We start from the raw sequence: 22208 nt of genomic DNA, 5'->3' as shown, positions 1-22208 counted from the left end.
CTAAATTTAACTCCCGCACAGCATCCCAGAATTTAGAGCGGTAGTAATAGCCATCAGCCACCAAATAACGTACAGAAGTAGGGAAGAAATAACGAGTATTCTTTAGATGTTGTGCTCCCGTCATCAACTCTTGTGATGTCAGGCTTTGAACTTTGAGAGTCAGGTTTTTTGCGAGTTTTTCTTGACCAGCAATTCTGCGGTTTTTGGGGCAGCTTTTTCGCAGGCTTTATTTGAGGGCGTGATGGAGTTTGTTGTACACTTAAGCTATAAGATAAACGAGTCTCAATTTCGACAATAGAAATCACAGAAATTTCCAATCCCTCTTCCGATTTTCCCGCTACACCATTATAAAAATAAGCTTTACCGTCAGTTTTTTTGCCACTTTTTCTTAAGAAAGAACAATCAATAACAGCAATGACAGTGTGTTCAGGATTTAAAGTTTTTTCGAGGAAATATTGATTGAATTGTGGAAAGTTAAAGCTTTTGAGAAAGTGACGACGGTAGGTTTTTTCGCTCAAACAACTATAACGACTGAGATTGGTGAAGTTGATTTTGCCATAGCTCAGTAAAATAGTTGAGAATAAAGTGATTAAAAACTTCTTTTGGGGTTGACTAATCCCTGGCATTTGTTGTAAGATAGATTCAATAATGTTCATAAGGCAATCTGTTGAGCTTGTGTGTTTTTATAGCTTAACCGAAAAGAGTGCCTTTTTTTCTGTTTATTTTGGGTTCAGATTGCACTCACTGTTTTCACTTCTCTGCGGTATTGCGTAAGCGTTGCTTGCCGAAGGCATCGCATCTCTCTTTAAAAACTGTCCGAAGTATTGATATTTGCCTTCTATGGAGAAAGCAGACATTTTTGTGATGGGCAGCGATGACCCTTTTTCTACTTCGGTGATGAGTCGTCGCCAACTTTACCGTGTTAGTGGCTTAACAGAGGAGGGAATCTACATTTATTCGCCGGAAGATATCGTCCTACAAAAACTCAGTTGGTACAAACTAACTCCCGACGGTTCTCAAAAACAGTGGATGGATGTGTTGGGAGTTTTGAAAGTGCAACTGGGAAGCCTCGATCTTGCTTATATGAACCAGTGGACTCTTACACTCCAACTAACAGATTTGCTCTCTAGAGCGTTGCTTCAATCAGGATATTAAGGTGCGATTCGTTTAACCCAAATGAATAGAGATATTCAGGGACGGTTAGTCTAACCAATCGGTTAAAACAACTAAATACACATCTAGGTGCGGGTCATCCCAAGTCCTAGTCCGCAAGTGCAGCGGTAAAAGCATATCCCCTATCTTACTAGGTAGCAACTAGCAGGTAAAGCGGGGATAAAAAGCAGACTACTGGTAGCCGAAACTGGTAACTGTTGAGCAAGAGTTCATGTGTAGCGAAAGCAAAGATGTGCCTCAACCATCGTTAACTGAGATGGTCTAACGGCTGAATCAAGTATAAGCCCGTTGAAAAACACGGTAAAGACTGATTAAGACCAAGCCAAAAGGCAAGGATAGGGCATAGGCGATTTTTAATTCGACCTATAAGCACTGCCTGTAAACCCGGTGGATAGCATCACACTAAAAACTCAATGAATGTGTATTTGGAACGAAGTAACTCTCATATATTTCTGGAAACAGGTCGATTACCCAGTAAGTAGCTAACGAATAATATATGAGAGAGGGATTGTGTCAAAAGCGAACGCTCTGTTGTAATGACAGAGATATGCAGACAGACGCATGGTAACTTCAAGGATAGGAACTTTAGTAGCAATGAATAAGTCTAAGACGCGGGAAAACCCGACGGTGGAATGGAATCAAATCAATTGGCGAAAAGCTGAAAGATTGACATTCAAGTTGCAAAAACGTATCTATCGAGCAAGTGAGCGTGGCGATGTAAAAGCAGTTCGGAAGCTTCAGAAGACCTTGATTAATTCATGGTCTAATAAGGTATTAGCGGTACGACGGGTCACGCAAGACAATACTGGCAAACGTACAGCAGGTGTAGATGGTATTAAATTACTATCTCCGAAGCAACGAGTCAAGCTAGTAAGTCAACTCAAAGCAACTGACAAGTCACAACCGACACGTCGGGTAATGATACCAAAACCAGGAACCAATGAGTCAAGACCATTGGGCATACCCACTATGTACGACCGCGCCTTACAAGCAGTTGTAAAAGCAGCTCTTGAACCAGAATGGGAAGCTCTCTTTGAGCCAAACTCCTATGGTTTTAGACCAGGTAGGTCTTGTCAAGATGCAATAGGAGCTATCTTTGACAGTATCAGATCCAAAGCGAAATATGTGCTAGACGCTGATATTGCCAAATGCTTTGACCGCATTAATCACAAAGCATTACTTGACAAAATCAATACCTATCCGCGACTCCGAAAGCAAATTAAGTCGTGGCTTAAAAGTGGGGTATTAGACCAAGGTGAAATTTTTCCGACCATTGAAGGTACGCCACAAGGAGGGGTCATTTCCCCGCTATTGGCTAATATAGCTCTTCATGGAATGGAAGAACGGGTTAAACAATTCGTAGGAAATAACATTAACCAACGAAGAGAAATCAGTTTAATCCGATATGCCGATGATTTTGTGATTATTCACAAAGACATTGAAGTAATAATAGCCTGTCAAAAGGTAATTGCGGACTGGTTGAGTGACTTAGACTTAGAATTAAAGCCAAGTAAGACAAAATTAACCCACACCCTCAGCGAATACAATGGAAATGTTGGGTTTGAGTTTTTAGGATTCCATGTACAACAGCATAAGGTGGGTAACTACCGAAGCGCCAAAAATACACATGGAATACCACTCGGTTTTAAAACATTAATCACTCCGTCCCAACCCAAAATCAAAGCTCATCTTGTGAAAATAGAAGAAGTAATAGACACCTATAACACCGCCCCTCAAGCTGCTTTAATTAGTCGGCTGAATCCAATAATTAAGGGATGGTCAAACTATTACTCTACAGTAGTAAGTAAGGAAACCTTTAATAAAGTCGATACCCTTACCTACGACAAATTAAGAGCATGGGCTAGAAGACGGGGAAAAGGTAGCATCAATAAAGACAAATACTGGCGAACAGTAGACGACAAAAATTGGTGTTTCAGCACAGAAGAAGGTCTAGAATTAGCCCAACACCAAACAACGCCAATAATAAGGCACGTCAAGGTAAAGGGCAATTCAACACCTTACAACGGTGACTGGATTTATTGGAGCAAAAGACGTGGAGAATACCCTGAAACACCAACAAGAGTAGCAACACTGCTTAAGACACAAAAAGGTAAATGTACCCACTGCAGTCTGTACTTTACACCTACAGATATTGTAGAAGTTGACCATATTCAACCCCGCTCTTTAGGCGGTAAGGATGAATACAAAAACCTCCAACTTCTGCATAAACACTGTCACGACACAAAAACGGAAAATGACAGTTCCCTCCAAAAGAGCTATGATGATAATCCGTTTTGAGTTGTATCCTTAACAAAGGATGAAGATATCAAGGAGCGGAATGAAGCGAAAGTTTCACGTTCCGTTTTGAAGGAGAGGTAGGGGTAGAAATGCCCCTATCGACTCTACCAGTCGGTAACTGAGAATGAAACAAAACAAACAACAGCTTGCTATTGCTAAGAAAATCAAAAAATGGATTCAAACCACCCAAGAAGTTGAACAAGCTCGATTTGCCATACCGATAACCAGGCTGACGAGTATCAAAAGTCTGTGCCCTGATGAGGTTGCCGCTGAAAAGTTTGCACTCTACATTGCCCAACGGGTGCAGCAGCAGATAAATCAGGCGATTTGTCCCGAACACTTCACCAGTGAAGAATGGGAACAGCAAAAACAGTTAGTGGATGAAGCAATCTCACTGATGGACAGTTACCGAGAAAACCCTAGTTACGAAAGCCGGCAATCTCTCAGAAACTTATTGAGAGATATTGATGGTTTGCAAGGGGATGACTACCGTAATTTTAGGTGGACAACGGTGCGCTTTGTCCGGAGCGGAGATTTACTAAAGCTAGAGTATGCACTGCGGTGTTTCGTAGAGCCAGATTTTCCCTATTGGACTTACAAACTAGCTAGAGAATATGTAGAAGGCTATGGATTGCAATCTGGTTCAGGTATAGTGGCTGAATCAGTACCCATGTTGTTGGAGGTAGCAGAATTTTGGTGTCAGTATTATTTCGATCAGAGTTTGAACGAGAAATTTCCCGATGGGGGCGATCGCTGCGTTCGACCAAACCCGTGAGAATTTTCAGATGAGATTGAGGGTTTGTTAAGCCTGCAACCCCTAAGATTGTCAAACTTGCCATTAAACTAAATATCGCCAGAGTCACACTTTAGAGTTGTTCTATATTTTCCAAGCGTAAGAAATGCAGTCGTCCCGATGCTTCACCAGCTACAATTGTGACTCCATCTGGCCGGGCGGTGCAGCAAAATAAGGCTGAAAGTAGCGATCGCCTCCCCACTTTCTAAATCCAGACTTTTCGGGTGTTAACGAAGTTAGTCAATTGAGTGCTCGTGACTTTGACCCGGTGAGTAAGACTTTGCGGATATGGGGTAAAGGACGCGGCACGAGCGTCGGAAGTAGTGGACTTGGGCGTGGCGACTGTTCGGGCGATCGCCAATTGGTTGGAAGGAAGGGGAAGCTTCTCCCACGATAGCCCGCTTTTTATAGCACTTGACTGGGCCCACAGCGGACACAGACGCAAGTGGCGACGGTATCTGCAAGATGGTTGTCCGTCACAGCGAAAAGGCTGGTATTAAAAAACAGATGTCCCCTCACCGCATCCGACATTCAGCCATCACGGCAGCACTGGATGCAACAGACGGGGATGTGCGGAAGGTTGAGAAACTCAGCCGCCATCGTAAGCTATACTCCTTAATGATTTATGACGATAACCGGGGCCGCGACCAACAGGACATCACCGAAATTCTTGATGGGATGTTTTGAGCGATCGGCGGGGGAAGCGGATGCTTCGACGTGAAGGAGCGATCAAAATCTATGGTTTCTCCGATGCTAAACCTTTTGGAGCGTTGGATACATAATGATTAATTATTCCCCATGAATAAACTCAGCATTGACTCTGATAATAAAATATGCAATTGCAACAACGACTGACTGAGATCGACCTTGATGCCTATTTTCAACGAATTGGCTATAGTGGTGACTGCTCGCCCAGGCTGACAACGTTACAGGCAATTCATCAACGACATTCCCAAACGATCGCCTTTGAAAACCTCAATTCACTCCTGAACCAACCTGTGAAGCTGGATTTAGCATCCTTGCAACAAAAACTAATCAACGAGGGACGGGGTGGCTATTGTTTTGAGCAAAATTCACTGTTGCGGGCTGTTTTGCTTGCTCTTGGCTTTCAGGTAACGAATCTAGCAGCTCGCGTGCTGTGGAATTTGCCATCCGGGACGATCGCACCTCGCAGTCATATGGTGCTGTGGGTCAATATTGATGGAGAGCCATACATTGCAGATGTGGGATTCGGAGGATTAACGCTTACCACGCCGCTTGCTTTGAGACCGGATATTGAACAACCTACATCCCATGAACCATTTCGATTGATCGCAACGGATCGCAGCTACATTATGCAAGCATATATCAAGCAGGAGTGGAAATCCCTTTACAGATTCGATCTTCAGGAGCAAGAATTACCAGATTATGAGGTAAGTAATTGGTATGTTTCAACTCATCCAAACTCGATTTTTGTTACTAACTTGATGGCGGCAAAACCGGATTCAAATTGTCGTTATGCCTTGTGGAATAATCGGTTTACGGTGCATTATTTGGATGGTCGAACAGAACATCGTGTCCTTTCAACGGTTGCAGAGTTACGCGCTACCCTTGAGAATGTTTTTTGTCTCAACCTGGGAGAGATCGCTGAGATCGATCGGATGTTACAACAATTAATTGAGCGATCGTGTGCGATGACCTAATGATTCTCTCGGTTAATGGTTAATCAATGTAACATACCATTCTTTCCTCGTTAATCTATTAGGGCTACAGCCGAGATACGCGCATTCCGAGGACAAGACGTAAAGTTTTGTAAATATAAGACAAAATGACTTGAAGTAGCAAAGCCTGAAATGTTTAGGAGTAAAAGATTTCCGCTTTTTGGGTCTGTACGAAAGCCGAGTATTACTACTACTCTGCCTTCTCAAACTTGGTTGAATAGTCAGCTAATTTAGGATGCTTTTGTGCTTGTAAGCTTCCTCGAAAGCAAAGTCGCGACTTACTTGTTACGTTTCTTAATATCACGTCCTCGGAATGCAGGTATCTTGGCTGTACCCCATGGTGGCCTGAACAGAATTTTGCTTTAGCTCGGAGAGTTCGCGCTCAATTTTTTCTCGCAAGGCGCGCTCGGCCACAAGCTGCGATTGAATTTCTGCTAATTCCTGATTGAGTTGTTCTCTCTGGGCTTCTAAGTTACCTAAGTTATTATGTAACCGTTGGTTATCAGCCCGTACTACTTCTAATCCTGCCATTTCAATAAACAACAGTAAAAGCTCGCTATCTGGTTGTTTCACCATGTTCGCATCATGGGTTTCTATCTCTTCTTGTACCGTCTCTATAAATGGTTGGGGAAGAGGTTGCGCCATTCCCATAAATGGGCTATTCCCGGATGCCAGTGCTTCTAGGTAATCGTTTCGGCTCATCTCTGCTTTGTCTGCTACAGTCGCCAACCATTGCCACGCAGTGTCGGTCAAGTTGACTGACCGTATCTTGCGAGGGACTTCTGATTTGGGTGCAAACTTGCCTGATTTGTTCCGTGCTTTGTTAGCCATCACCGTATTCATAAATGGTTGATATTTCTATATAACCAATCCTATAAATGACTGTCAAGGTTTCGGAAAGCCATTTCCATAAATGGTGAGATGCTATATTTTGGCTACGCAGAATTATGACCCTACTTCGCACCGCACTATAGCAAAGTAGAGAGTGGGCTGCATCGAGGAATGTCGCGAATGATTGCATCACTCAGCATCTTCTGGCTTTTTTGCGATCTAAAAAAGAGGAGAGGCAATCGCCAATGGTGGCATTGCCTCTCCTCTATTGGGCCTGGGACTTTATTTTTTCCCAAGTCCCCAACTATTAACCGTTCCTAAAGAAGGATTAATCAATCAGTTGCGGCGTAGGAACTTGTGCATTAATCTGGGCCTGAGAAAACGAGGGCAGGGCCCAAGTTGTCTCACCCGCTTTAAAAACTTTAGCAGGGGCAACATTCAATTGAATACCACCCGTTGCTGCATTCGTTGTAGCAACTAGCTGCGTACCATCTACAACCTTAATAGCAACCGGTTCAGCCAAAGAAAGTGGCTCAGTCGCCGGGCCTAAAGTAGCTTGAGTCTCTGCTGGCAAGTAAATACCATCGCAATCCCAATCATCATCTGTAATCTCACCGGCTGCCAGGAAATAAAGTTGCGTGGGCGATTTTTTCGGCTTATTAGCATAAACTGCCAGCGTTTGCCCAGTTTGATTACGACACTGAGCCCGCTTTTTAGCAGTTTCGATCACGTACTTCTGCATTTGCAATTCTCCCAACCGCTGTTGGTACTGTTCAGGTGTATAACCCGCAGTCGAAGGATCGCTCTGAGCTGACAAAAGTTGATTCAATTCCTGTGTCACTTCCGCATAGTCAGCCCCCTTTGTGAAATCCTTGCCGGCCCAAGAAGGCTGAGCTACAGCTAAGTTTACGAAAAGCACTAAAGCCACCAGAATTACTTTGAAAAACTTGCTCATTTTTGTTGTCCTTTGTGTAAGAAATCAGAGTTTGTTCTTAGAAAACCCCTCCACTTTGCTGAAATTATAAATTATTTTTCAACTTCAGCAAAGTGGAGGAAACTTGAACCCTAGTTTACCTCAAATTTTTCGATTTTAGGTGCAGTCTCTAACGATTGATAACTGTCTTTAAGCAATATCAGCAGCCACAAGCAACTGATAGCTAAAGTAACTACCGTTAAATCGCGATTCTCTAGAGTATGGCTATCGAGCAGGATCAGCGTACCCAGACCCATTAGAACGAAGGGAACAAGGGAATTACCGTAGCGGACAAGTAGGGTCGCGATCGCGCTCATGCGAGTTAGTTGATACGCCACATAACACCAGACACCCACTAGCAAGAAAAAGACGCTCAGAATCACTAGCAGGCTATCCCAAGTGCAGTTGGCAAACAACGGGACATAAATCCCCACATTATCAGCTCCATTAGCAAATGTCACCGCAGCTACGCTATAAGTTTGTGGCGATAAAATACTAGCAAAGATAGTGGATGGAGGCGAATCTGTCGCTGTATTTTCATCATCCGCCTCTGTATCTCGATTTAGCAGGCGGCTGACTCCAATGGCAATTGGTACTAACCCCAAGATTCCCACCCAAGGGCGCGGCACCATCATACAGCCAAAGAAGCTAGGAAGACTAAGCAGCACCAGTGCTGCGAAGCCAAGATATTGTCCTGTAACAATGTGTTGGCGCCGAAAAACAGCATTGACTTGGGAGAAAAATAGCAGCAATATGACAATATCATCTAAATTTGTGGCGGTGAAAGCTGTAAAACCTGTGGAAATAGCGGTAATGAAGGGGTTCATATCTAACTGCCTAGATGGTGATGGTAGGATTGCTGGAAAAGTGCCGGAAATTAATTGATGTTGAGGAGTTTTATGTGTTAAAAGTGTTACTTGACAGATTGGCTAAACTGACGCTCTCATTCACTGAGTAATAAAGTCGATTGTCACAGCTTGAAATAGCTTGACGCGGATACAGAATGTGTTAATTGCTTTTGAGTTGGCAGTAAAATTGGCATCACTTCTGCATATTTAGATGAGTCAAATTTCGATTTAAATACTTGGGGAAGTAGGATGGGAACCTCAGGCTTCTGCTTCCGATCGGAAGCAGACGGCTTAGCTGCTTCATTACCTTCGGTAATTGCCTTAACGGGGGCGGGCATCACCATCACTTTGATGGGACTGACAGATGGCTGTTGCTGATTGAGCTTTTCTATTAAGTCAGGAATGTCGTGGCTTAATCGATCGATCTTTTCGTGCAGTAATACCACATCGTGAGCCGCTTTGAGATTAACTTGATGATTGTAGAGATTTTGTTCGCGTTCGTCATCCGACTGGCGGTTTTGACTCATTAACACAATCGGTGCTGTGTAAGCAGAGGCAAAAGAGAATACTAAGTTGAGCAGGATGAATGGCTGCTGATCCCAGTGAGGAAGGCCCGGTGTCAGGTTCGCGCCCACCCACCCGGCGAGGACTACTGTCTGTCCAATCAAAAACGGCCACGAACCCACTTTCGCTGCTAGGGTATCTGCTAAATGCTGTCCGCGAGTTAAGGCTTTTTCCTCTGGTTTTTGAAGGGTAAGCTCTAAAGGCATTTGATGGCTGGCGGTTTTCACTTTTGCATTAACGCTTTTGGATTGAGTGGATTTCATGGCAAACCTCACGGGTGAAAGTCTAGTTGAAGCTGACTGGTTAATGTTCGCTGGCGTTTTTCTTTGATGGCTTTACTTTAGTCAACCTCGACTCATAAGAGCAAATGTTCTTTTTTATCAAATCAATCACTTCAATTTATAGGCTTGTTGGGAAATAGGAGAGAATAGGAAGAACGAGACAGGGTGAGGGGAAGACTCAACATCGAACCAAAATTTAACGGGAAGTCGCAAACGAGACTTCATGGCGAAAGTCGCCCCAGACGACTTGGGAGGGTGAACCCGTCAAGCAGAAACGATGTTTGGCGGGAATCGTCATAGTGTGCAACTCGGATTGCAAAAGTCGGCGAAGGGGGATTCTGTATAGTCAGGACTTACGCAGGCATACTACATATATTGCCGAAAAAGAGTGATGGCGTTGGGTTCTCGCTCGTACTCGCGTTTTTTCTGCGACAAGCACAGGTTTCATGTAGTGCCAACCGTTGCGGAAGACGACCTCTAGAATTTCTCCTTTGCGAGAAGTGTTTTTAACTAGGCTAAACAAGGGGCTTCCGGGTCGATCGGGTTTAAGGGCAATATAACTACTAGCATAGGGCTGTTAACCAAGCTGACCAGTGTCTTGAAGAATAACTTGGGGGGAATAGCGGGAATGGGCGTGAGAGTTTTGGGGTGTGGGGGCGATCGGTTTTTGGCTTTGGCATTACTCCTCATAGTAATATACAGTTAAAGCAGAGATGATATTTTTATAATTAAATTTATTTACTTGAAAACTTGTGTCAAATACTGGAATGAGTAAGTGATTAAATAACCCGAGTATAAATGTGTTTAAAACCGTATAAAAGACATGATTGCAATCCAATTTCCTCAGACCTCGATCGAATTATCCATCAACTTAACTGACGAGCAATTTTTTCAGCTTTGTCAGAACAACCGCGATTATCAATTTGAACGTACAGCATCCGGGGAATTAATTATTATGCCACCGACAGGCAGTGAAACTAGCAAGCGCAATATGGATCTATCGTATCAACTTCGAGCCTGGAGCCGCCAAAATAATTTAGGAGTTGCCTTCGACTCTTCTGGAGGCTTTAGGCTTCCCAATGGTGCCGATCGCTCTCCTGATGCCTCTTGGGTCAAAAAAGAACGCTGGGATGCTTTAACACCGGAACAAAAAGACAGTTTTGCTCCTTTGTGTCCTGATTTTGTTGTTGAGTTGCGTTCTCGGACTGATTCCTTGAAAAAACTTCAAGAGAAAATGCAAGAATATATAGATAACGGTGCTAAATTGGGTTGGTTAATTGACAGGCAAAATCGGCGGGTAGAAATTTATCGCCCCGGTCAAGATGTTGAAATTATCGAAAATCCTGCCACTCTATCAGGGGAAGATGTACTGCCTGGTTTTGTGTTGAATTTAGAAGAAATTATGTAAATAAAGTAAATAGTAAGGCCCAACACAGATTCAAAAACGAATGCCTGGATAAACAGTGATGAATAGTTGGTGTATCCGCCTTGAGAATCCGTGTCGTGCTGCCTCAGTTCACCCTCACAGCAAATCTTTCAATTTCTCATCTTCTCCCAACACCTTAATTACCTGTTTAATCTCCTGCGTTCTATCTTTTTTCACAATTAAAGTCACGTTGCCATCTCTGACAACTACCACATCTTCTAAACCAATGGTGACAATTAATTCATTCTCATCGGCTGCATAAAAGATGCCGCCTTTCGTATCAATTCCGACGTGTTTTGCTAACTCTACATTCGGCTTGTCTCCTTGCAGCAAACGGCCGATCGCATTCCAATCTCCCAAATCGTCCCAGCTAAAGCCTACGGGCAGAACACAGGCTTTTTGCGTCTTCTCCATCAGCGCGTAATCGATGCTAATTTTGGGTAATTCCGAGTAAGCCTGGGCGCCTTTTGCCTCCAAAGCTGCCATCATTTCCGGTACATGATTTCGCAATTCTGTCAAGACGGTTCCGACTCGAAAGACAAAAATTCCGCCGTTCCAACTAAACTTGCCGCTGGCTACAAATTCTTCAGCAGTTGTGCGATCGGGCTTTTCCGTAAACCTCGCCACCCGATAGGCTGGAAAGCCCCCAAAACTGCCAATTTCCTCGCCTTGTTCGATGTAGCCGTAGCCGGTAGAAGCATAATTCGGTTTTACTCCCAAAGTGGCGATCGCATCCTGATTTCTCGCCAACTCAGCCGCCGCCTCCAAAGTCTTCTCAAACTCCTCCGGTTCCCCAATCCAGTGATCCGCCGGGAAAAAACCAACCACCGCATCCTCACCGTAACGCTTTGCAGTTTCTATAGCAGTCCAGGCCACCGCCGGCGCCGTATCCCGACCCTCCGGTTCCGCCAGCAAATTCTCAGGAGGCAGCAGCGGCAACTGTTCGCGGACTCCCGCCGCCAACATTTCCGACGTTACCACCCACAAATCGTCCCAACCGTTACCTAATGTTAATAGTCTTTCCGCAGTTGCTTGCAGCAAACTCTTGCCGCTACCGTCGAGACTCAAAAACTGCTTGGGCCGCTGTTTGCGACTCAGCGGCCAGAAACGTTCGCCTTTACCGCCGGCGAGAATTACGGGAATTAAGGTTTTGGTCATGATTTGAAGTTAAACGGTTCTGATCTATTTTGCCTGACACTTGAGGGATTTAAACGATCGTGATATAATTGCTCGAACTAATTAATTGTTGGCAGCGTGGCGTTAACGCGCTACGTTTTTTATTTAGTAGGGATTTGAAAAATGCCTAGGAGGGATTTTTGGTCATCTTGTCAATCCAATTAGCATAAAACGATACCCGCGTGTCGCCGGAAATTTCCCCGAAACTGCCATTGTCGTCAATTTTATCAATATCGGCGATGTTTGTTTTGAAAAATCCCCGATCGCTATAACCCCAAGAACTAATCCCCGCAATCTTCCCATCGACAAACGAAGGCCCGCCGGAATCTCCGCTAGCCGTAGCTATCTCATTTTTCCCCAAACCTCGATCGCGCAACTTCGGAAAATGCCTCCCCAAAGTATCGCGTTGCGCACTTCCATCGTCAAAATCAAAGATTAATTGACTTCCCAAAACCAAATCGGACATATCTGATTCTGTAGCATCTTTCAAAACATCAATTAAAGCATCATAGCGATTCTGTCCGCTATATCTTTTTGCCTCAGAATTAGAATTTTCATCTTGTCCCTTTGCACCCAAACCTATATATCCGTATCCCACCTTTGTCAATACTTGGCCCACTTCATTCTTATTTCTATTTATATCGTACTGTTCTATACTTTTTGGTGCGACCCTTTTCATTTTTAAAATAGCAATATCGTTGCCAACTTCTGACTCATAACCATTCCAACCCGGATGAATATAATAATTGCTAACAGAGATCCTAACTTCACCGCTAGGCAATTTAAAATTTGCTTTGATTGCCGTTTCTGCAGGAACCTTGACTCCGCCTCCGTTCAGACAGTGGGCGGCCGTGAGAACGTACAATCCTCCTGTTAGCAGCGAACCCGTACATTGAGTTGGTTCGAGATAGGCGACGCCTGTATATTGATTGAAAGCTAAAGGTTTGCGGGAACTGCTGTTACCAAAAGCACTAATTATTGCTCGCCCGATTTCTGCTGTTTCTAAAACTAACAATACAGTCAAAACTGCCATTAATAAAACTTTTATTGCTGACTTCATTTTTGATGTTTAACTGATTGAATAGCTGTTATATCAAATTCGGTACTGTTGGAATTAATGTTACCCACAATCAGGAGACGGCAGCGCAGTTTTTATACAATTAATCCGGGTAGGAACACGGCAGTGCCGTGTCCTCTTATTGCAATATTTTACTTCGTCGACAATTCGACGTTAAGTTCGTTCACGACACGGCGTTTGCGCGGGAGTGATTTTTCTCTGGGCAGCAAGTCAAATACTTTCCGAAAAGCATCATCTACCTGTTCAAAGGGTATTTGTCCTTTCTCGTTAAAAACTACTTTTCCCGATTGGTCTAGAATGACAGTTTGAGGTACGTAACCTTCGTAGTAATGGCTCGGTTCGGTGAGTTCCGGTGACGGTTTCGGAGGCAAAGAATCAACTGTTATAGGCATAAAATCGGCTTCGCGGCCGTAAAATTCCTGGAGTTGAGAGACGACGATCGCGTATTGCTTGGAGTCGCTACTGTCGTCAGTGTAAAACACTAACAATACGGGTTTATTGCGTTTGAAAGAATCTGTGAGTTTGACTTTAGGAGGAACTAGGGAACCGTTGCCGGCGTAGAGGGCAAAGATTGTACCGTCATAGCGATCGTCTGTGAGAGTTGCGAAGGCTGGTGGCGTGCCGGTTAGCAGTATCAAGCTAAGTGCGATCGCCACTGTTAAAAGACTGGCTGACAAGATTCGCCGCAGCAAGCCCAGGCCAGAAGCAGCAGTAACAATTGATTTTTTTTTGTCAGGAAGTATCATAGGTTGTTGGCAGTTGCTGTATGCTGGCGAAATCCGATGCAAAAACTTTGATAATTTTATCACCCCAATGTAGGCAAATGTTGTTGAGTAGGTTAAAGTAGTTTCGGATCGACTATCATATTTTGCTTGTTGTAGCGATCGACACGGTGATTCTACTGACCTAAGAGAACTAGGGCGGGCTGGAAGTGTCCGCGCCACAATAAAATTTATTTTTGGTGGGGTGGGCTTCTAGCTTCCCAGAAAAGTGCAAGATCTTAGAGGATGTTTTAAAAGGGTCGTTTGACCTCATAGTTGGCACAAAGAAGCATCTAAGTATGGGCCCAAACCTTGATTGATCGTCTCAGTTAAGCCCAATCATCAGGGCTAAATTATACCTGACCAGACTTTTAAAACATCCTCTTAAATTCAACTAATTACTAGAAACTGACAACTGGGAATTCACAACTAATGATAGCTTTGCTTGAGGCACTCCTCGCCCAAACGCCCGCGGCTGATGTTGCCGGGCCCGCTCAAATCAATCTGGTGCAGGCGATTGTTTTAGGAATTGTACAAGGATTAACAGAGTTTTTGCCCATCAGCAGCAGCGCTCATTTGAAGGTAGTGCCGATCGCCCTGGGATGGGGCGATCCGGGGGTTGCTTATACTGCTGTTATTCAGTTGGGCAGCATTGTTGCAGTGCTTTGGTATTTCTGGAAAGACTTGACAAATATAACTTTTGGTGCTGTAGATGCCTTGGTGCGGCGCGACTACAAATCGCAAGAGTTTCGGATCGCATTGGGAATTGTTTTGGGAACAATACCTATAGTCTTTTTTGGGCTGCTAATCAAGGCATTGGTTCCAGATTTTGACAAGTCGCCGCTCAGAAGTTTAGCCAGCATCGCCATTGCTTCGATCGTCATGTCGCTGCTGTTAGCAATAGCAGAAAAAACTGGCAGGCGATCGCGCCCTTTTGAAAAGTTAACTGTCCCAGACGGCATTTTGATGGGATTAGCTGAAGCAATTGCATTGATTCCGGGGTGTTCGCGATCGGGTTCTACCCTAACAGCAGGATTGTTTATGGGATTAGAAAGACCCGCGGCCGCGCGGTTTTCTTTTTTATTGGGAATTCCGGCCATTACTCTGGCTGGATTAGTGGAATTGAAGGGTGCTTTAGGAGAAGGAATCGGCGGTGCTGGAGTTGCAGCTTTTATAGTGGGAACGATTTCGGCATTTGTGTTTTCTTATTTGTCGATCGCGTGGCTGATGAAGTTCCTGCAAACTCAAAATACGTGGGTGTTTGTGTGGTATCGGCTGGCATTTGGCGTGGCGATTTTGACCGCGCTTGCAGGTGGGGCCGTGAACAATATTTAAAAGATAAATCCGAGAGCAGTAGGAGCGACTTATGTCGCTCTGAACTCTGTAGAATTAAGAACTAGAACGCCGAATTACAAAATTATTATCAATGAAAGAAAGTCGGAAACCTCAACAGCAAGAGAATCTCTTCATGCAGTCTAAAATAAATTTATATCGGACGATTTAGATAAAATGTGCGCGCGTGCCGTTAAGGAGGAAGGCGAACGATTTGTCTGACCCCTTTTTTTATTGAATTTGAGCTTACCACTTTTCTTTTATTTACACAAATCATTCAGACGGGCTAGAGTAACAAAAAATACAAAAAAATTTAAACTATCTGATGCTGATAATGTTTAATTAGCTCCTCGAATTCTTAAAGAAGTCGGGACTCGGGGTATTCTATTTTTTAGCGATTAGTAGTGCGATCGACCTTTGGGGGAGTTTTTGCAGTTTATTGAAGTTTCCTCAGATTGTTAATGGCTTTTTCATAGTTACTCTGATCGCCTTGCTGCTGAAATAAATCTGCTGCTTTCTGAAAGTCTTGAATCGCCCCGGGTTTGTCTCCCTCTTTAGCGCGGGCAAGTCCCCGGCTCAAGTACGCACCGGCTAAGTTAGGATCGATTCGCAAAGCTGCGTTGTAATCGGCTACAGCACTTTGCGTGTCTCCTAAACGAAAGCGGGTAACGCCACGGTTTAAGTAGGCACCGGCAAAGTTAGGATTAATTTGCAAAGCTCGATCGTAATCGGCTACAGCACCCTGGCTGTCTCCTAAATCATCGCGGGCATTCCCCCGGTTGATGTACGCTTGGGCATATTTAGGATTGATTCGCACAGCTTCGTTAAAATCGGCTACAGCACCCTGGTTGTCTCCTGAAACATAACGGATATTCCCCCGGTGGTAATAAGCAAGAGCATCGTTAGGATTAATTTGTAAAACTTGGTTGAAATCCGCGATCGCACCTTCCTTGTCTCCTAAACTATAGCGGACAAGTCCCCGGTTGCCGTAGGCTTGGGATAAGTTAGGATTAATTCGCACAGCTTCGTTGAAATCCGCTACAGCACCCTGGCTGTCTCCTAATTGAGAGCGCACCATTCCCCGGTTGTTGTAGGCAGAGGCATAGTTAGGATTAATTCGCAAAGCTTCGGTGTAATCGGCTACAGCACCCTTGTTGTCTCCCAAACGATAGCGGGTAACTCCCCGGTTGTAGTAGGCTGAGGTATCGTTGGGATTAATTCGTAAAGCTGCGTTGTAATCGGCGAGTGCACCTTGGCTGTCTCCTGAGTCATCGCGGGCATTTCCCCGGCTGATGTAGGCTTCTACATAGTTAGGATTAATTCGCAAAGCTTCGTTGAAATCGGCTACAGCACCCTTATTGTCTCCTAAAATATAGCGGGCATTTCCCCGGTTGTTGTAGGCTTCTGCATAATTAGGATTAAGCGCGATGGCTTGAGTGTAAGCGGCTATAGCGCCTTGATAATCTCCTTTTTCATATTTTTCCTCACCCTGAATAAAGAAATCCTCAGCTTTGGGCGCAGCCGCAGACGCACTGGGAATCTTTACCCCTACATCCACTTGAGCTGATGCTAATAATCTCAAACTGGTATTAATCGGAATCCCCTGATTGAAAACTGGTTCTCCGTTCAGAATCCCAGTGCTAATATATTTGAGAGTACCGTTGCACAAAAAGCTATGATTTCCCGCACGGCTGGGTTGACAAAAAAGCGCTGTTGTGCTGGCAGAAACAACTAACCCTGTCAGGAGTCCCGTCAAAATTTTGAGTTTCATAAATACATATTTTTGATACATATTCTCTCACAGCTCAGGTTAATTCACAACCCAGAACTGAGCCTGATTGTAAAGGCGATCGACTTTAGCAAACTATGTCAATACCGAAAAAAGGAACTAGAAAAATAATTGTTTATGGGGAGCCTTTTATCTGGCTAATCCGAAGACAAGCTACTTATACGCAATCATGCTACGCTGGCGGAAATATTCATGTTGGTGTCGAACACGCTGAAGAACCGGGTTCGGTGTTAGTTATCCTCACCGATCGACCTCATCCTCAATGTTTGGTGGATATTAACGAAGTGAAACCAGTAACACCCTCTGATGCAGCACAATGGATACGCCAAGCGGTGCAATTTGGATGGCAGCCTCGGCTACCCGGAATAACTTTTGAGGTGCGGATTGCAGGACTGTTTATGGAAAAAATATAATGCTGTTTATTCAGTAACCACACAAGTCAATTCTGTTAAAGACAATTCACTCGCCTAGGATGAATTTAGCGATCGCCCGATCGCCAAATTCTGCATAGACAAGTTAAACTGTAAACATTCTCCGCTAGCCACAGTCTAAACTATGACCGCACATCAGGAATCCATCATCGACCAGTTCACTCGTCAGGCAATTCCATTCTCTAAATTGTACGCTCACACAAATCAAGAGTCTCTGTACCTGCTCATAGAAATGGCGAGTGTTTCTGACAAAGACACAGTTCTAGATGTTGCTTGCGGCCCGGGTATTGTTGCTTGTGCTTTTGCTGCGGTTTCCAGTCGCGTTACTGGCATTGATTTAACACCAGCAATGATCGCACAAGCCCAGATTTTGGCACAGCAAAAAAACTTGACTAATCTCTCATGGCAGGAAGGCCATATCGAGATGCTACCATTTGCCGATGATAGTTTTTCCATTGTTCTGAGTCGTTACGCTTTCCATCATTTTTTGCGGCCAGATGTTGTGTTGTCGGAGATGGTTCGCGTGTGTCGTCCGGGCGGTCGAATTCTGATTGCTGATGTTGCGATGCCACCGGATAAAGTGAATGCTTATGACCGGATTGAGAAGTTGCGCGATCCATCTCATACTCGCGCCTTGACTCTGGAAGAGTTGCCCCAATTAGTCGCGGATGCCAATCTTCAAAATATCAAGTTGGCATTTTACAAGGTAGAATTAGAGCTTGAACAGCAGTTAGCTGCTTCTTTCCCAAATCCCGGCGATGACAATAAGGTGCGACAAATTTTTAGAGAGGATATTGGTGTTGACAATCTGGGGGTTGGCGCACATGAACGAGGAAATGAAATTCATTATGCGGTTCCGATCGCTGTGATTGTTGGCGAGAAAGCAAAGCTATAGTTAGCTGGAAATAGGAATTAGGTAATGCCGATCGCAATTCAAGTGCTGCTGCTAATTCCTACAATGTGCGTCAAGCTAAGCTCCCGATCGCGATCGGCTAAAGTTTCCTTCATTCTTATGGCAATTTAAAAGTGTATAATTAAGTCTACTATGACAGGGAACTGCAATGACTATTCTTAAACCCCGTTATAAGCTGTTCAGCATTTTAATCACGTTCGCAAAATAATCAAAGCTTAGTAACAATTAAAAATCGAAAATTTTAAATGGAGGATTCACTATAACTGCACAAATTCAACAAGCTATCGATATTGGGCGTTGCTTAATCAGGGTATGAAAAAAATAACTTGAAAATCCCGAAGTTTTGTGGATACTGGTTTCTCTGACTTGCATATTGAGCCAGTCATACCTTAAATCAGCAACGCCCAAAAATATATATCCTACACCAACCACCACGATTCGGCTTTCGCCGACACTAAGCGATGTCTACCGAAACATTAGTTAACTGGCTCGAATCGAGCACCGAATTAGGCATATTATCCCGCGAGATTTTACAGGCGATCGCGGGTGAAATGGAGATGACAACTTTTCCCCCTGGATTTCGAGTGGTAATAGAAGATACGCCCGTCACTAATCTCTATATCCTAGAACGAGGACAAGCCGATCGATACCACCGCAAACAACCGGGTTTAATGTGGGCGAGTAGTTTGTTGCCGGGGGCGATCGTCAATTTATCGGCACTTCAACGATCGCAACCTGCGGATAGTCGAATTATTGCTCGGACAGAGTGTCAATTTTGGGTAATTAGTGCCGATCGCTGGCGTGGTTTGCTAGCAAGATATCCACGGATCGCCGAAGCCTACGCTCAACGTTTGGCGGCGAAATTAGAGCAGCTAGAAGCAGAAATTGCCTACGAACGAGAGCGTCAAAATGCCCTCCGCAGCTATCTAGTACCTAGGGCGAAACGGGGAGTCATTGGCAATAGTCGTTATGCAGTGAAATTGCGCCAACAAATTCGCACGGCATCGAGTGACAGCCGATCGGTATTAATCTCTGGCGAACCTGGTTTAGAAAAAGATAATTTAGCTGCTTTAATTCATTTCGGTTCCCATCGCCGCAACGAGCCAATTATTCAGATTAAAAGTGCTTTACTTCAGAGCAATGGAGCGGAATTATTCGGGCGGTTGGGCGGCAAACCGGGGCTGTTGGAATGGTTGGGAGAAGGGACGTTAATTTTAAATGACGTGCAAGAATTACCCGCTCAATTATGCCCCCAAATTCAGCAATTATTAACCGAGGGAACCTATACGCCAGTTGTCAAGGAAGGACAAATACCGCGACCACCGCGTTCTAGTAAAGCCCGGATAATTTTAATCTCAGAAATTGTGCAGCCCAAGCTAGATAAGCTGACACAACACAAGATTAAAGTTCCATCCTTGCGGGTGCGAAAAACAGATTTAGAGGCACAAGTCAACTATTATCTCAATATCATTGGTCGCAAAAAGAAATTAGTCAAGCCCAAAGTTACACCGGAAGCAATTCGCCGCTTACAAGCCTACGATTTTCCAGGTAATTTGCAGGAATTGCAGGGAATGGTCGATCGCGCCTTAGTTCAAGCACAGGGGAGTAAGGTATTAACTGAAGAAGTGTTTTGGGCCCAGGCAGCGAAGAAACAAAAGTTTCGGGTGAATTTATTAAATATTTATCCAAAATTCCGGCAATTTTTACGGAGCGATTGGTATCCAGATCGCGTGAATTATTGGTTTACCACCTGGGTGTTTGCATTGGTGGTAATTATCCTGTTTGTTGCTCCCCAAGATCGACAACATAATTTTGCCCTAAATATCTTTTGGGCGTGGTGGTGGCCGTTAATTTTATTATTATTCCCCATCATCGGGCGATTGTGGTGTGCTTTTTGCCCTTTTATGATTTATGGGGAAATCGTCCAAAAACTATCGCTAAAAATTTTCCCTCGAACTCTCAATAAATGGCCGCGCCAACGAGCCGAAAAATGGGGTGGCTGGCTTCTATTTGGACTATTTACTCTGATATTTCTGTGGGAAGAGTTGTGGAATTTAGAAAATACCGCCTATTTATCCAGTTGTTTGTTGTTGCTCATCACCGCCGGAGCGGTAATTTTTTCCCTAATCTTCGAGAGGCGATTTTGGTGTCGTTATTTATGCCCTATCGGGGGAATGAATGGATTATTTGCTAAACTCTCAATTATCGAACTTCGCGCCCAACAAGGAACCTGCGCGGCGGAATGCAGCACCTACCAATGTTACAAAGGCGGCCCCGGCTTGGGGGAAGGATTAACTACTAATGGCTGTCCGATTTATTCCCATCCCGCCCAATTAACCGATAATAAAGATTGCGTGTTGTGCATGACTTGCTTGAAAGCTTGTCCGCATCGATCGGTAGAATTAAATCTGCGTCCTCCCGGCATCGAATTATGGACTACCCACGTTCCTCACAGTTATGAAGTTGCCCTGTTATTTCTATTATTAGGCGGTATTTATCTGCATCGCTTGCCGGAGATAAATAGTTGGTTGGGGCTGGGCATCAATTTAGAGCAATTTTTACCTCATTTAGGACTGTCGATCGCAGTGTTAATTATCCCGCCGATGATTCCCCTAATTGCCTACGCAATCATGCAGGCAATTTATCGATTGGGACAAGCAGAAACCATGCCATTTACAACCTACAAACCCCTCTCATTTGTCTCTCTCGCCTACGGTTATTTACCCTTAGTCTGGGGCGGTAGTTTGGCTCACTATTGGCGATTGGGTTTGCAGGAAGGCGGTCGAGTGATTCCTGTAGCTTTTGCCACTTTCGGACAAATTAGAGACGATTTACCGAGTTTTATTGGCGATCCAGCGGTGATTAGTTTCTTGCAAGGTTTAACTTTGATTGTATCATTATTAGTTACAATATTTGTGACTCAACAAATTGCCAAGCGCTCAATTAAATCTTTGATTCCACAACATTTAGCGAGTTTGTGCCTGATGCTGAGTTTGTGGTATGCGATCGTAGGAACCTGAGAGTGAGTATGCGCGATATATTATTATTCCCGTGCAAAGCAGGACGATAATCAGCACAGATAGAGGACGCGGCACTGCCGTGTCCCTACCTCGCTCCATCGTTCTTAGGGTGTACTTCATCAACATGGAATCTGCTGTATGTTACGCTCCTCTACTTTTAGTTTTGAGTTTTTTCGGACAATTTAAGAGTTGAAAAGAAAGGGCAAATTGCCCGATCGAGAGTACGGAATGCAAGGGCTAATAGGAATAAACCTGTTGCTGCTAATAGAATGAATGGTTCGCGCTTTTGCTGTGGATAGTGATACAGTCCTAGTCCGAGCAAAACCAAAAATGCAGGAGCATACGAAAGAGAACTATTGAGAAGATTTGTAAATTGCTTGCTAAAATCGCTAACAAAAAAGAATGCTGCAAGTAATACTCCTGCATATCCTTAATTCATCCTAACTACCCGACGACTGTAAAGCCAGATAAAACCAAGCTGAAAGAGCAGAATAGGAATCACCTTTAGTAAATTTGCCCATCGCGTTGCAAATGTATGAAACAGGAAACTTCCGATACCAATACTGGTGGCTAAAGCAATCAGTATCCAAATACCAGGGGATATTTTGTGGTGTCGCTGAGCTAATTGCCAAATAGCCCATGCTGCAATAATGAAAGACACATTGGAAATAGCATTCAGTGGCTCGCTCCATAAACCAGGAATGAGCCGCTCACAGTAAAGGTCGATATAATCATTCATAGCTCTACCATTTATTTTTTCAAGCTAACTTATAATTGTGTCGCAGATGCTGTACAATACACTATCTAATCTTGAATACCGC

General features: G+C 44.1%; 20 protein-coding genes. 10 read left to right on the top strand and 10 right to left on the bottom strand.

Annotated features, from left to right (window positions below; genetic code table 11):
- Positions 1–53: 53 nt before the first annotated feature.
- Positions 54–656: a hypothetical protein gene (locus tag QUA20_RS26090; protein WP_333192496.1), complete on the bottom strand. Its 603-nt coding sequence runs from the start codon at positions 654–656 to the stop codon at positions 54–56.
- 175 nt (positions 657–831) lie between these two features.
- Here QUA20_RS26090 and QUA20_RS26085 point away from each other — a divergent pair, with 175 nt between their 5' ends.
- The 5 genes from QUA20_RS26085 (at position 832) to QUA20_RS26065 (ending at position 5946) form a co-directional block, all read left to right on the top strand.
- Positions 832–1155: a hypothetical protein gene (locus QUA20_RS26085; protein ID WP_333192493.1), complete on the top strand. Its 324-nt coding sequence runs from the start codon at positions 832–834 to the stop codon at positions 1153–1155.
- A gap of 612 nt (positions 1156–1767) precedes the next feature.
- Complete coding sequence (ltrA, locus tag QUA20_RS26080) at positions 1768–3471, top strand: group II intron reverse transcriptase/maturase (protein WP_333192491.1); 1704 nt, start codon at positions 1768–1770, stop codon at positions 3469–3471.
- 124 nt (positions 3472–3595) lie between these two features.
- Positions 3596–4246, top strand: coding sequence for a hypothetical protein (locus QUA20_RS26075; RefSeq protein WP_333192487.1), 651 nt, complete (start codon positions 3596–3598; stop codon positions 4244–4246).
- 432 nt (positions 4247–4678) lie between these two features.
- Positions 4679–4951, top strand: coding sequence for a tyrosine-type recombinase/integrase (locus QUA20_RS26070; protein ID WP_333192485.1), 273 nt, complete (start codon positions 4679–4681; stop codon positions 4949–4951).
- Positions 4952–5097: 146 nt separating this feature from the next.
- On the top strand, positions 5098–5946 hold the full coding sequence (locus QUA20_RS26065; RefSeq protein ID WP_333192482.1) for an arylamine N-acetyltransferase: 849 nt from the start codon (positions 5098–5100) through the stop codon (positions 5944–5946).
- A gap of 318 nt (positions 5947–6264) precedes the next feature.
- On the opposite strand, the gene QUA20_RS26060 is transcribed toward QUA20_RS26065, so the two are convergent.
- The 4 genes from QUA20_RS26060 to QUA20_RS26045 all read right to left on the bottom strand — a co-directional run bounded on the left by QUA20_RS26060 (position 6265) and on the right by QUA20_RS26045 (position 9443).
- Positions 6265–6795 carry a hypothetical protein gene (locus QUA20_RS26060; protein ID WP_333192480.1) on the bottom strand — a complete coding sequence of 177 codons (531 nt, stop codon included), beginning with the start codon at positions 6793–6795 and terminating at the stop codon, positions 6265–6267.
- A 328-nt stretch (positions 6796–7123) separates the two neighbouring features.
- Complete coding sequence (locus QUA20_RS26055; protein ID WP_333192478.1) at positions 7124–7750, bottom strand: hypothetical protein; 627 nt, start codon at positions 7748–7750, stop codon at positions 7124–7126.
- Between the two features lie 110 nt (positions 7751–7860).
- Positions 7861–8595 carry a cadmium resistance transporter gene (locus QUA20_RS26050; RefSeq protein ID WP_333192475.1) on the bottom strand — a complete coding sequence of 245 codons (735 nt, stop codon included), beginning with the start codon at positions 8593–8595 and terminating at the stop codon, positions 7861–7863.
- A 143-nt stretch (positions 8596–8738) separates the two neighbouring features.
- Positions 8739–9443: a DUF1003 domain-containing protein gene (locus QUA20_RS26045; RefSeq protein WP_333192473.1), complete on the bottom strand. Its 705-nt coding sequence runs from the start codon at positions 9441–9443 to the stop codon at positions 8739–8741.
- 841 nt (positions 9444–10284) lie between these two features.
- Between QUA20_RS26045 and QUA20_RS26040 the strand changes: the two genes are divergently transcribed.
- A complete protein-coding gene (locus tag QUA20_RS26040) occupies positions 10285–10869 on the top strand; it encodes a Uma2 family endonuclease (protein ID WP_172189095.1) in 585 nt (194 codons plus the stop codon).
- Positions 10870–10983: 114 nt separating this feature from the next.
- On the opposite strand, the gene QUA20_RS26035 is transcribed toward QUA20_RS26040, so the two are convergent.
- The 3 genes from QUA20_RS26035 to QUA20_RS26025 all read right to left on the bottom strand — a co-directional run bounded on the left by QUA20_RS26035 (position 10984) and on the right by QUA20_RS26025 (position 13887).
- Entirely contained in the window at positions 10984–12045 is a 1062-nt protein-coding gene (locus tag QUA20_RS26035; protein WP_333192471.1) for a mannose-1-phosphate guanylyltransferase, read from the bottom strand.
- Between the two features lie 145 nt (positions 12046–12190).
- Positions 12191–13123, bottom strand: coding sequence for a trypsin-like serine protease (locus QUA20_RS26030; RefSeq protein ID WP_333192469.1), 933 nt, complete (start codon positions 13121–13123; stop codon positions 12191–12193).
- Positions 13124–13272: 149 nt separating this feature from the next.
- A complete protein-coding gene (locus QUA20_RS26025; RefSeq protein ID WP_333192466.1) occupies positions 13273–13887 on the bottom strand; it encodes a thylakoid membrane photosystem I accumulation factor in 615 nt (204 codons plus the stop codon).
- Between the two features lie 447 nt (positions 13888–14334).
- On the opposite strand from QUA20_RS26025, the gene QUA20_RS26020 reads away from it, so the two are divergent.
- Complete coding sequence (locus tag QUA20_RS26020) at positions 14335–15237, top strand: undecaprenyl-diphosphate phosphatase (protein ID WP_333192465.1); 903 nt, start codon at positions 14335–14337, stop codon at positions 15235–15237.
- A 433-nt stretch (positions 15238–15670) separates the two neighbouring features.
- Here QUA20_RS26020 and QUA20_RS26015 read toward each other — a convergent pair whose 3' ends face one another.
- Positions 15671–17005, bottom strand: coding sequence for a tetratricopeptide repeat protein (locus tag QUA20_RS26015; RefSeq protein WP_333192464.1), 1335 nt, complete (start codon positions 17003–17005; stop codon positions 15671–15673).
- Between the two features lie 95 nt (positions 17006–17100).
- On the opposite strand from QUA20_RS26015, the gene QUA20_RS26010 reads away from it, so the two are divergent.
- From QUA20_RS26010 to QUA20_RS26000, 3 genes are all read left to right on the top strand, one after another.
- Entirely contained in the window at positions 17101–17436 is a 336-nt protein-coding gene (locus QUA20_RS26010) for a hypothetical protein (RefSeq protein ID WP_333192462.1), read from the top strand.
- A 142-nt stretch (positions 17437–17578) separates the two neighbouring features.
- The gene (locus tag QUA20_RS26005) at positions 17579–18349 is read left to right on the top strand and encodes a methyltransferase domain-containing protein (RefSeq protein WP_333192460.1); all 771 of its coding nucleotides are present in this window, start codon (positions 17579–17581) and stop codon (positions 18347–18349) included.
- A 479-nt stretch (positions 18350–18828) separates the two neighbouring features.
- Positions 18829–21387 carry a sigma 54-interacting transcriptional regulator gene (locus tag QUA20_RS26000; protein ID WP_333192458.1) on the top strand — a complete coding sequence of 853 codons (2559 nt, stop codon included), beginning with the start codon at positions 18829–18831 and terminating at the stop codon, positions 21385–21387.
- Positions 21388–21817: 430 nt separating this feature from the next.
- Here QUA20_RS26000 and QUA20_RS25995 read toward each other — a convergent pair whose 3' ends face one another.
- Positions 21818–22126: a hypothetical protein gene (locus QUA20_RS25995; protein ID WP_333192456.1), complete on the bottom strand. Its 309-nt coding sequence runs from the start codon at positions 22124–22126 to the stop codon at positions 21818–21820.
- Between the last annotated feature and the right edge of the window lie 82 nt (positions 22127–22208).

This window comes from Microcoleus sp. Pol7_A1, assembly GCF_036701085.1.
Classification (GTDB): domain Bacteria; phylum Cyanobacteriota; class Cyanobacteriia; order Cyanobacteriales; family Microcoleaceae; genus Microcoleus; species Microcoleus asticus.
This window is presented reverse-complemented; position numbering and strand designations above follow the sequence as displayed.